At 53.5% G+C, this 12,286-nt stretch carries 7 protein-coding genes; 3 read left to right on the top strand and 4 right to left on the bottom strand.

Annotated features, from left to right (window positions below; all coding sequences use genetic code 11):
- Nucleotides 1-157: 157 nt before the first annotated feature.
- Complete coding sequence (gene mqo / locus ACM5QY_RS03775; RefSeq protein ID WP_416119265.1) at nucleotides 158-1,810, top strand: malate dehydrogenase (quinone); 1,653 nt, start codon at nucleotides 158-160, stop codon at nucleotides 1,808-1,810.
- Between the two features lie 69 nt (nucleotides 1,811-1,879).
- On the opposite strand, the gene ACM5QY_RS03770 is transcribed toward mqo, so the two are convergent.
- The 4 genes from ACM5QY_RS03770 to ebgR all read right to left on the bottom strand — a co-directional run bounded on the left by ACM5QY_RS03770 (nucleotide 1,880) and on the right by ebgR (nucleotide 8,201).
- Entirely contained in the window at nucleotides 1,880-3,379 is a 1,500-nt protein-coding gene (locus ACM5QY_RS03770; protein ID WP_416119264.1) for an amino acid permease, read from the bottom strand.
- Nucleotides 3,380-3,541: 162 nt separating this feature from the next.
- Nucleotides 3,542-3,994: a beta-galactosidase subunit beta gene (locus tag ACM5QY_RS03765; RefSeq protein WP_416119263.1), complete on the bottom strand. Its 453-nt coding sequence runs from the start codon at nucleotides 3,992-3,994 to the stop codon at nucleotides 3,542-3,544.
- Nucleotides 3,994-7,050, bottom strand: coding sequence for a beta-galactosidase subunit alpha (gene ebgA / locus ACM5QY_RS03760; RefSeq protein ID WP_416119262.1), 3,057 nt, complete (start codon nucleotides 7,048-7,050; stop codon nucleotides 3,994-3,996). Before ebgA ends, ACM5QY_RS03765 begins: the two co-directional genes overlap by 1 nt.
- Nucleotides 7,051-7,220: 170 nt before the next feature.
- Nucleotides 7,221-8,201 (bottom strand): transcriptional regulator EbgR, encoded by a 981-nt coding sequence (ebgR, locus tag ACM5QY_RS03755; RefSeq protein WP_416119261.1) that lies wholly within the window; start codon nucleotides 8,199-8,201, stop codon nucleotides 7,221-7,223.
- A 211-nt stretch (nucleotides 8,202-8,412) separates the two neighbouring features.
- Between ebgR and ygjJ the strand changes: the two genes are divergently transcribed.
- A complete protein-coding gene (gene ygjJ, locus ACM5QY_RS03750; RefSeq protein ID WP_416119260.1) occupies nucleotides 8,413-9,495 on the top strand; it encodes a protein YgjJ in 1,083 nt (360 codons plus the stop codon).
- Nucleotides 9,495-11,876, top strand: coding sequence for an alpha-glucosidase (gene ygjK / locus ACM5QY_RS03745; RefSeq protein WP_416119259.1), 2,382 nt, complete (start codon nucleotides 9,495-9,497; stop codon nucleotides 11,874-11,876). The genes ygjJ and ygjK overlap by 1 nt, the downstream gene beginning before the upstream one ends.
- The last annotated feature ends 410 nt before the right edge of the window (nucleotides 11,877-12,286 follow it).

The following is a 12,286-nucleotide window of genomic DNA, read 5'->3' as shown; positions in this document are numbered from 1 at the left end:
CGTTAAATCCTTTTTTAAATTATGTAGTGATAATGTTATATTCGTAGCCGTCATTTGAAAAAATGAAGTTTCAGTAACGATCCCGCGTGTTTTTTTGCTAATTTCTTGTTCGATAGTCTTAACAAAACAGAACTGAACATTTAGAGAAACAGACGTCATGAGAAAGATACTTGGTATGCTTCTCAACCGTGACTCACTGGGTGCCAGCGAGCCTGCGGCCGCAGAAGACGAAAAATCCGTTGATGTATTGCTGGTCGGCGGCGGAATTATGAGTGCAACGCTGGGGACGTATCTCCGGGAACTCGAGCCGGACTGGTCGATCCATATGATCGAACGCATGGATAGCGTGGCACAGGAAAGCTCCAACGGCTGGAACAATGCGGGCACCGGTCATGCCGCGCTGGCAGAAATGAACTACACCCCGGTGATGCCCGACGGCTCTGTCGATATCACGAAAGCCGTGGCGATCAACGAAGCCTTCCAGGTTTCCCGTCAGTTTATGGCGTATCAGGTGCAAAAAGGTGTGCTGAATAATCCGCGCTCTTTCATTAACAGCGTGCCGCACATGAGCTTTGTCTGGGGCGATGACAACATCGGTTTCCTGCGCAAACGTTTCGCTGCGCTTCAGGAAAGCACCCTGTTCCGCGGGATGGAATATTCGGAAGACCCGGAACAAATTAAACAGTGGATCCCGGCCGTGATGGAGGGCCGTGACCCGAATCAGAAAGTCGCTGCAACGCGCACCACGGCAGGCACGGACGTTAACTTCGGTGAAGTGACCCGCCAGCTGGTGGACGCTTTACAGAAACAATCCAACTTCACGCTGGCGAACGGTCAGGAAGTGCGCGATATCCAGCGCAACCGCGACAAAACCTGGCGCGTCACCATTACCGACCTCAAGCACAGCCACAAACACCACGTCGTGAATGCGAAGTTCGTCTTTATTGGCGCGGGCGGTGCATCGCTGACGTTGCTGCAAAAGTCCGGCATTCCGGAAGCGCGGGAATACGGCGGTTTTCCGGTCGGCGGTGAATTCTTGGTGACTGAGAATCAGGACGTGGTGAAACGTCATCTGGCGAAGGTTTACGGCAAGGCCGCCGTGGGCGCGCCGCCGATGTCCGTTCCGCATCTCGACACCCGCATTATCGATGGCAAACAGGTTCTGCTGTTCGGGCCGTTCGCCACCTTCTCGAGTAAATTCCTGAAAAACGGTTCCCTGTGGGATCTGTTTGGCAGCGTGAACAGCTCCAACTTACTGCCGATGACGCACGTCGGCGTGGGTAACTTCGATCTGGTGAAATATCTGGTCGGGCAGGTCATGCTGAGCGATGAAGATCGCCATGCGGCGTTGAAGGAATTCTTCCCGCAAGCCGAGCTGAAAGACTGGAAACGCTGGGTTGCCGGGCAGCGCGTGCAAATCATCAAAAAAGATGGCAAGCATGGCGGCGTTTTACGTCTGGGCACGGAAGTGGTCAGCGCGAAAGACGGCAGCATCGCGGCACTGCTGGGCGCCTCTCCGGGCGCGTCCACGGCGGCACCCATCATGATGAAATTGCTGGAAACGGTCTTCAAAGAGAAAGCCGCCAGCGCTGAATGGCAGGCGAAATTCCGCGAAATCATTCCGTCCTACGGTACTAAGCTGAACGGCAATGTGGAAGCGACCGAGAAAGAGCTGATGGAAACCAGCCGCATTCTCGAACTGGAAATCCCGTCAATGGAAACGACGCCGGTTGCCGATGTTGTGCAACTCCGTCCGCTCGATGTGCAAACCAAAGAAGAACCGAAACAACCTGCGGATATCGCGCTGTAAGTTCGGATTTCAGAAAAACAAAAACCGCCTTGATTTCTCAGGCGGTTTTTTTATGCTCATAATTCCGATCTACACGCCGGAAAGCGGTTTTGCGATATTCGCTGCTTTCACGCGCGCCGTTTCGTTTTGTGATTCCAGCACAATTCTCGCCAGTGGTGTGTCTTCGTGATAACGCGTTTTATCATCCAGTTCCCTGGAATATTTGTTGTATTTCCACCACGCATACCCGAGGAAAAGTACCAACCCGCCGACGTTATAAAACACGATAGTCATAATACTGGCGCCGGTCGGGAAGGTTGACGCAATAAACCCGACGGTGAAAATCACAATCAACGTACTGACAATGGTGATGCCCTGCATTCTGGAACCCATTTTGAAATCGCGTTCGACGTTATCGTATTTCAGCCGCAGATTCAGGTACGCCAGCATAATAAACAGCGGCGGAAGCATGGATGCCGCGGCGGTCATGTTGATCAGCGTATTCATTAATTCCTGCACGCTGTCGGAGCCTAATGTTGGAATTAACATCAGCGGGATGACGATGAGAAACTGGATCCACGCCGCACGCGTCGGAACGCCGTGTTTATTCAGGCGGATGGTTTTCTCGCCAAAAATCCCCTTAGGAATTTCAGTAAAGAAGATTTTCACCGGCGCGGCCGTCCACATCAGCAGTGATCCAAACATCGCGGTAAAAGAAATGACGCCGACAAAACGGTTCATCATGACGGCAGGTAAACCAAAGTACGCCGATAAGCCTTCAAAAACCTGCACGGTGCCGCCGGTGAAATGCAGCGCCGACTGCGCTACAAAAACGTTAATCAGCAATGACGCGATGGAGTACAGCACGCCAATCACCAGCCCGGAAATGATGATGACTTTCACAAATGAACGGCTGCCGCCTTTGACGTCATTCACATAAACTGCAACGGATTCCGCGCCGCCAGCCGCCTGGAATATCCACGCGATAATGCCTAAGAATGCCCAGTTAAAATGCGGCGTCATAGCTTCCACGTTAATCGGATTCGCCGGTTCCACGCCGCCAATTAATGCCGCGCCCGCCAGTACAATATAAGAGAACGTCAGCAGCAACATTAACGTGGATGTCACCGACGTCATCGGGCCAAGCAGTTTCGCGCCACTGTTGGAAATTAATGTCGAAAAGGCGAACAGACAGATGCTGATAAAAGCCGTGGTGATGGGCGTGAAGATATAGTCGTGCCCTAAAAAGGCGTACGACGCATAGGCAATGACGCGCGGAAGTAATGCCGTGAAGAAGAACAAATTCACGAACCAGTAAGTGTACGCAGTCATAAATGCCCAGCGTCCGCCGAGTGCACTTTTTACCCAGGCGTAAACCCCGGCTTCCGAGTTTTTATTCAGCGAGACAAACTCGGCGATGATCAGACAGAACGGAATAAAGTAAATGATCGTCGCCACCAGAAAGACCGGCGCAGAGGCGATGCCTAACTGAATATTGTTATTAATGACGTTATTGAAGCTAAAAACGGCGGCAAATGTCATGGATAACAATCCAAATTTACCGATTGTGTTTCTGCTCGACCCGGCCATAAGTACTCTCCAACTTCTTTTTGTAGGGTTTACCCTTCATACTTCAAATTGCAGGTGTGTTGGCTGCACTTAGTCACCCGAATCACTTACTTGTGTAAGCTCATCGGGATTCCTGCGTTTGCCGCCTTCCTGCAACTCGAATTATTTTGGGTAAGATTTTTATTATTTATTAACGAAATAACTTTCTTCGATGGTCACTTTTAAGATGACTTTCTTGACGTCTTTTTCCGGCCTGAACCGGCTGGCTTCGTGGTTTTCAAAAATAATAACGTTGCCTTTTTGGGCCGTGATTTTTTCGCCGTGGCCGGTAAACCGTTCGCGGTCGGTTTCATCACAATAAGGCGCGATATTTTCCAGCGCGGATTTGCGGGCGAATTCTATTTCTTCGCGTCCTTCGAGGTAGTAATGCACGTCGAAATAACGGCGGTGGCCTTCGAATTCTTCACGCTGAGGTTCCACGCCGGACGCCAGCCGGTACACCAGCGAATCCCCGATCGAGTGAAAGACGCCGGGGCGGATTTTTTCAATATTATTAATGGCTTCCATACAGCGCTGCCATTTTTTCCCTGCATGATAAAGCTGATGAAACTCAGCCAAAGACCCGAGAATAATCATCAGTTTTCCTCCTGCGGCTGGATGCTGAATTGCGCGAGACTCAGGCTGTCGGTGTCCTGCTGGCAGAACGGTAACATCGTAAAACCGTAGCGGAATGCCGTGAAATACACGCGGTAGGAATCGAGCACTTCCGAACCCCAGGAGTTCGAGCCGAGCCCCATGATCTGGTGATCGAGATTGAGCGTCAGGCAGCTGTCCGGTGTGAGTTCGTCGATGTGCTGCGCCTGTTGCAGCCTCTGCGAACTGTACGGCCAAAGGCTGAAATTGAGCGGCTGGCGAGGCTGAATGAAAATGCCGTTGCCCGTTTTGTCGCGCAGGCTCAGCCAGCGAACATCCTGCCGGTTGCCGTTGTCCTGCGGCATCGGGTAGTTCTCAAACAGGCTGGCCGCTGATTGCTGATAATGGCCGATCAGGTTGGCCTGACGGCTGTCCGGATAGTTTTCACCCGGTCCGCGCCCGTAATATTCCACCTGTCCGAAGCGGCGGCTGAGGCCAAAATCCAGCCCGATTTTGGGGATCACGTGACTGAAATCGCCATACGGCGTGCCGGATAAATCGAGGCTCACCGCGCCCTGCGGCGATATCTGCCAGCGGTAAACGCAGCGCATCCCGAAATCAAAGACCGGCGGCGCAATGACGCTGTGAACTTCAATCACCACGTCGCCATTTTGATTTTTCCAGCTCAGTGAGCGGAAATGTTGCTGCATGATTTGCAGATGATTTGGCTGCCAGATGCCTTCGAACTCCGGTTTATGGTTGTCGATAACCGGCTTGAAGAAGTTGAGTTTCGGCGCGCGCCCGACGATCTCTTCGCCGTCCGTCTGCCAGGATTTCAGTTCGCCGTCGAGACGGGAAAATTCGAGACGGAAGTTTTCGCCACAGACGATCAGCTGATGTTTTTGCTCGTCGCAGACCAGCGCCGTCGTGGCCGTAAGATCCGGCAAAGTGTCCAGAGGCTGAGCCGCCTGCAACAGCACCTGATAATGGCCGAGCGGATGATTCGCTTCGCTGTAAGCGGTCGGGCTGTTTTTGCTGATGCGGATATTCAGGAAGGTTTCCTGCCCGCTGGCGGTGAATTCCGGCAGCGGAACCGTTTCGCTTTCGCCGGATTGCAGATGCGGCAGGGTGATTTCGCGGGTGTTCAGACAGCGGCCCGCCACCTGCACGGTCAGCGTCAGCGTGATGTCTTCCAGTGAGCTGAACCAGTAACGGTTTTTGACCCGCAGCGTATTGCCGACGCGGCGGATTTCCACCGGGCAGAGCACCTGTTTGTATTCGCGCAGGCCGGGGCCGGGAGTCTGGTCCGGGTAAATCAGGCCGTCCATGCAGAAGTTGTAGTTGTTCGGATAATCGCCGTAATCACCGCCGTAGGCATAGCGCGGCTGGCCGTTTTCACCGGTTTCCAGCAACCCGTGGTCGCACCATTCCCAGATGTAATGCCCCTGAAGGCTGGCGTGGCGGTTCATCACGGCCTGATATTCCGCTAATCCGCCGGGACCGTTGCCCATCGCGTGGGCGTATTCGCAGAGGATGCGCGGCTTGGCGTGCGGGTATTCGCCGAACGCATTCATCATTTGCACGCGGGAATACATGGTGCTGATGACGTCGGTGACGTCGGCGTCGCGATCTTCTTCGTAATGGATCAGGCGTGTCGGGTCGAGGGCTTTGCAGCGCGCGGCCATCGCGCGGATGTTACAGCCATAGCCGGATTCGTTACCGAGCGACCACATGATGATGGACGGGTGATTTTTCTGCGCCATTACATGCCGTTCGATACGCTCAACATAGGTATTTTCCCAGCGCGGATCGTCGGTGATACGGCTCAGATCGCCGACGTTCGCGAAACCGTGACTTTCCAGATCGGTTTCGGCCATCACGAATAAGCCGTAGATGTCGCACAGTTCGTAAAAGCGCGGATCGTTAGGGTAATGCGCGGTGCGCACCGAGTTGATGTTGTGCTGTTTCATCAGAATGATATCGCGCTCAACCCGCGCCATATCGACCGCGCGGCCTTTGCGATGATCGTGATCGTGTCGGTTTACGCCGTGCAGTTTGAGGTAGCGCCCGTTGACGTAAAACAGCCCGTCGCGCACGCCAATATCCCGGAAGCCCACGCGCTGCGGCACCACGGAAATCACGTTGCCCGCCTCGTCGTACAGCGTCAAAAGCAGCTGATATAACGCAGGATGTTCGGCGTTCCACTGACGTGGCTGGCTGACCGGGATTTCAAGATGGCAGCGGGTTTCATCCGCGAGATAAAGGTCTGTGACGGAACGCTCCGCCACGCAGTTTTCGCCATCCAGTAACTGCGCGTGCAGGCGATAGCCGTCCACAGGCCGATGCAGATTATGCAAAACGGCATCAATTTTCAGCGTGGCGTCGCAGTAGTTTTCATCGAACGCGGTGACGACGGTTATATCCTGAAGATGTACGGCGTTCTGGCCGGTCAGGGTCACGTCGCGGAAAATCCCGGCCATCCACCACATATCCTGATCTTCGATATAGGTCGAATCCGCCCACTGCAAAACGCGCACCGATAAAAGGTTATCGCCCTGCTGCACAAAGGCGCTGATATCAAACTCCGCGCACAGGCGGCTGCCTTTGCTGAACCCCACGTAATGGCCGTTCACGTACACTTCAAAGTAGGTTTCGACGCCGTCGAATTTAATGAGCGTTTGCGTATTTTCCCACGCCGCATCGAGATGGAATTTCCGCTGATACGCGCCGGTCGGGTTATTGGTCGGAACAAAAGGAATGTCGATCGGGAAGGGGAACCCTTCATCGGTGTATTGCAGCTGGCCGTGGCCTTCCATCTGCCACATGCCCGGCACGGCAATGTCGCCCCAGCCGCATACCGGCTGATTGTAGAACTCGTCCGGGACTAAATCCGGGTGCTCAAAATAGCGAAACTGCCAGCGGCCGCTGAGCAGCTGAAAATGCTGGCTGGCCGCGCGGTCAAAGCTCCGTGCCTGCTGTGCATTTTCATAACTGAAAAAACGGGCGCGCGGCGGTAAACGGTTTTCTGACTGCTTGTCGATGTTTTCCCAATTATTCACGTGATCTCTCCTGAGACGTGTTTCTATGGGAAATAAGATAGTAAATATTTAGTAAAAATAACTAAAAACATTTACCGATTGTTCAGGGGATCACAAAAATTAAAAAATACGCAGAAGGATCATGCAGTTAATTTTTACTGAGACTGATGATCCTTTTTGAGGCCGGGAATTTAGCGTCGGGTGGTGTCGCGCAACTGGAGGGAGCTGGGCACAAACACGGAAAGCGGGACGCTGCGTTCATCGCGCAGACGTTCGGTCAGTAGGTTAACGGCCTGCGCGCCCATGGTTTCGGAATGGATGCGAACCGTTGATAAAGAAGGGAAAACAAAGCGAGCGGTCGGGATATCGTTGACGCTGATCAGCGCAATTTGCTCCGGAATTTTCACGCCGTGTTCCAGCAGCGCGCGGGTGACACCCAGCGCTATGGTGTCGGTGGCGATCAGCAGCGCCGGAGGAAACGGTGTGTTCTCCTGCAACATTTTCTTCGCGCACTGGTAGCCGGACTGGCTGGTGAAATCGCCGTAATAAATATCCTGCGGCTGCACGACGTTTTTCAGGCGGCCATATTCCACAAACGCCTGTTCCCGCTGGTCGGCAAATTCCGGGAGATCGCGCCCGCCGATAAAACCGATCCGCGAATAACCCTGGCCGATAAAGAAGTCGATCACTTTCTGGCTGATCTTAAACAGATCGACGTTCACGCAGTCAAACTGCGCGTCTTCCATCACGCCATCAATGAAAACCACCGGGCTGGATTGCTGGCTGAGCTGGGTGTGCAGCGCGGTTTGTGGCTGGCCGATAACCAGAAAACCGTCGGCAGCCGGCAGCGGTTTATCACCGGTGAAGTCATAACCGGAAATCAGGGTGACGCCGAGTTTTTCGCACTGTGTTTCAATGCCATAGCGCATGGAAAGATAGTAAGGATCGTCGATTTCCAGCCCCTGCCGGTAGGTGAAAAGCGCGGCGAACGTCATCCGGTGCGTGGCGTTACGTTTGGACGGCGACAGTTTATATTCCAGGCGTTCTGCTGCTTCTAAAATCTTCTGCCGGGTTTGCGCTTTCACGCTCAGGCTCGGATCGTCATTTAGCACACGTGAAACCGTCGCAACGGATACGTTCGCGGCCTCAGCGATTTCCTTCAAAGTAGCCATCAGCGTCTCATAATCAGGTAAACTAAAGCCGTAGCTTAATGTGATCAGCGGCTTATGTACACCAGCCCCGGATGCGTAAGCCCCGAAAAACGCAATGTGACAGGGTTAACGCTTTACCGATATTTAAGTATATTTTAGTAAAATATTTACTAGACTGCGTTTTACTTTTTTACCTCAATTCCAAAAGTTCACCCTGAGCGAAGCGCAATCTATGAAGAAAATATCATTCCACAAAATGTTCATGATTTTATTATTCGCCTCGCCAATAAGTTCTTGGGCGCAGGAATCCGTCGTGCCCGCTGAACATACTGTTTTACTTCCTCCGGAAATAACGCCTAAAAATGCAAATGACACCGCGTACCGCTTTTATGGCGAAATGGGCGGCGGTGGCAGCGTATATTTAAAGGGTAAAGACCAGCACAAATACAGCGACGGCACCTATATCGAAGGCGGTCTGGAAATAAAGCACGGCAACTGGTTCGGGCTTATTTATGGGGAAGGCTGGACGGTGCAGGCCGATCATCATGGAAACGCCTGGGTGCCGGACCACAGTTGGGGCGGATTTGAAGGCGGACTGAACCGTTTTTATGGCGGTTACCGCACGGATAATGGCACCGAAATGATCCTGAGTATGCGCAACGATTCCTCGCTGGACGACCTGCAATGGTGGGGCGATTTCACCCCGGAATACGGCTACGTCATCCCCAATACGCGCGATTTAACCCAGGCGGCAAAAATCCAGAATCTCACCGGCAAGTTTCGCTACAGCGTGACTGCCGCCCCGGAAAGTCGCGTGAATGAAAGCACTGCGTTGCTGCATTTCGGGAAATACGACCGTTATTCAGATAAATACACGTACCGAGCGATGGTCAACGGCTACACGCAGTATGACCTGACGGAAGGGCTGACGCTGCTCAACGGCCTCGAATTCACCGACGGCACCGGGCAATTATTCCTCGCCGGATTGCAGGGCAAAAACCTGGCCGGGCGCGTCTGGCATCACACCGGCAAAGGCGACGGCAATCATCCGGGGAGCGAATCCGGCGCGATGGTCAGCGCCATGATTGAAGCGGTGTCCGGCCTCTATTTCTCCACCGCCTACAGTTACGCCGAACATCATTTAGATAACGCAGCGGACACCACGACATCCTACGCGCAGGCCGGTATCTGGTACGAATATTACGGTGGCCGGTTCGCGACGGCGCTCGACAGCAAATTTTATATGAGCAACGACAATACCGGTGCCAGCAATTCCATATTTCTGATGCAATATTTCTATTGGGGAAAATCATAATGAAAACCGTCAGCAAGCGTAAACCTGTTGCTTTATTTATCGTCGCGACATTATTTATTTCCGGCAATGTTTTGGCCGAAACCGCCAATATCCTGCGCGCCGGTGAATATAAGAATGTGATTAACCGAACCGGCGCGCCGCACTATATGCTCGATTATGATTTCGATGAGCATCAGCGTTTTAATCCTTTATTTGACGATGGCTCGTGGCACGGACATTTATTACCGGCCAGCGCGGAAGGGGCTGGCGGATTTCCTGGTCCGGCGCTGCTGACGGAAGAGTACATCAATTTTATGGCGGATAATTTTGACCGCCTGACGGTCTGGAAAGACGGTAAAAAAGTCACGCTGATCATGACCGCTTACAGCATTCCCGGCGCATTAATCCAGACGCTGACCGCGCCCGGAGTCCGTGTCGATCTGACGCTGCGTTTTGTCACGAACCGCACCTCGCTGCTGGAAACCAAAATCACCACCGACGCGCCGCTGGAACTGGTCTGGGACGGCGCATTGCTGGAAAAACTTCACGCTCAGGAGGGAAAGCCGCAGTCGGATAAAACCATCGAGCAGGAATATCCCGGCTATACCCGAAAAATCATCCCGACTGCCGATGGCCTGCGGGTGACGTTTGGCAAAGTGCGTGCGGCCTCCAGCCTGATGACGTCCGGTGAGTCGGAATATCAGATCCATAAATCGCTGCCGGTTCAGACTACCGCGCAAGGCCATCAGTTTACTGCGAAAGCTCAAATCGCCGGTTCCACTACAATTTACACCACCTATTCGCATCTGCTGACCGCCGCCGAAGTGCAGCGAGAACAGCCGAAAATCGCCGATATTCTGGCGCATCCGCAAACGTATCTCGCTGCCTCGGAAAAGCGCTGGGAAGGTTATCTCAATAAAGGACTGACCAACCCTCACGCGACGGCGGCGCAGGAACGCGTGGCGGTGAAAGCGATCGAAACCCTGAACGGCAACTGGCGCGGTGCGGCGGGCGCGATGAAATTTGATTCTGTGACGCCTTCGGTCACGGGGCGCTGGTTCTCCGGCAACCAGACCTGGCCGTGGGATACCTGGAAACAGGCTTACGCCATGGCGCATTTCAACCCCGACGTGGCGAAAGACAATATCCGTGCAGTGTTCGCGTTTCAGATCCAGCCCGGTGATGCGGTTCGCCCGTGGGACGCCGGTTTTGTTCCCGATCTCATCGCTTATAACCCAAGTGCGGAACGCGGCGGTGACGGCACCAACTGGAACGAGCGCAACACCAAACCCAGTCTGGCGGCGTGGTCGGTGATGGAGGTCTATAAAACGACCGGCGATAAACAGTGGCTGGCAGAAATGTACCCGAAACTGGTCGCCTACCACGACTGGTGGCTGCGCAACCGCGATCACAACCACAATGGCTTGCCGGAATACGGCGCAACACGCGATAAGGCGCATAACACCAGCGAGGGGAAAATGCTGTTTACCGTTAAAAACGGGCAAAAAGGACAGACCGAATCAGGGCTGAAAAACTACGAGCGCGTGGTGAGATCCGGCAAATATGACAGCATCGAAATCCCCGCGCAGGTCGCGGCTTCATGGGAATCTGGCCGCGATGACGCTGCGGCTTTCGGTTTTATCGATGCGGATCAGCTGGCGAAATACGTCAAAAATGGCGGTAAAAAACAGGACTGGCAGGTCAGCTTCGCCGAAAACCGCGCCGCCGACGGCACGCTGCTCGGCTATTCGCTGTTACAGGAATCGGTCGATGAAGCCAGTTATATGTACAGCGATAACAGATATCTGGCTGAAATCGCGGATATTCTCGGCAAGAAAGCGGAGGCGGAAACCTTTCGCACCAAAGCCAGTAAATTGGCGGATTACATAAATACCTGCATGTTCGACGACCGCAGCGGCTTCTTCTACGACATCAGGATTGAGGAAAAACCGCTGACGAACGGCTGCGCAGGCAAACCGATCGTCGAACGCGGAAAAGGCCCGGAAGGCTGGTCACCGTTGTTTAACGGAGCGGCGACGCAGGCACACGCCGACGCCGTGGTGAAAGTCATGAAAGACGCGCGTGAATTCAATACTTACGTGCCGCTCGGCACGGCGGCGCTGACCAGTCCGGCGTTCGGCGCAGACATTTACTGGCGCGGCCGTGTATGGGTCGATCAGCTTTATTTCGGGCTGAAAGGCATGGAGCAATACGGTTATGGCAATGACGCCATTGCCATGGCGCAGGCCTTTTTCGACCACGCCGACGGCCTGATGACTGACGGCCCGATCCGCGAAAACTACAATCCGCTTAACGGCCAGCAACAGGGCGCACCCAACTTCTCTTGGAGCGCAGCGCATCTGTATATGCTCTATAACGATTTCTTCGGACAGGGGAAATGAGGAAATATTCACCGCGTAATGGCCGGATTTCAGGCACAAAAAAACCGCTTTAGAGAGCGGTTTTTTTGTTGGGTGATTCAGTTAGCGCTAAATCAGCCCAGTTTTGATTCGCTAAAATAAGCGGGTACGAGCAACCCCAACGAAAAAACTGTACATCATTCAGGCAATGCGGACAAGTATTTGCGTAAAAATAGTCCTTACAGTTGATGTGGGCTTGGTGCTAGTCTCTGCGCGGGGCTAGTTCATCCGTTTAGCGACGGAACATCGGGCTCTGGAATTAGCACTCGAGTACCGCGTGGGCGAGCAATCCCAACTCTGCTTGTCCTTTGTCAGTCGGTCCCGGTGCTGGTTGATGAAACGCGGCTTTTTAAGGCCGTATCAATGAAAAAGTGTATTTATGCACTGATCGT

The sequence above is a fragment of the Rahnella sp. PCH160 genome, from assembly GCF_047784855.1.
Lineage (GTDB): Bacteria > Pseudomonadota > Gammaproteobacteria > Enterobacterales > Enterobacteriaceae > Rahnella.
This window is presented reverse-complemented; position numbering and strand designations above follow the sequence as displayed.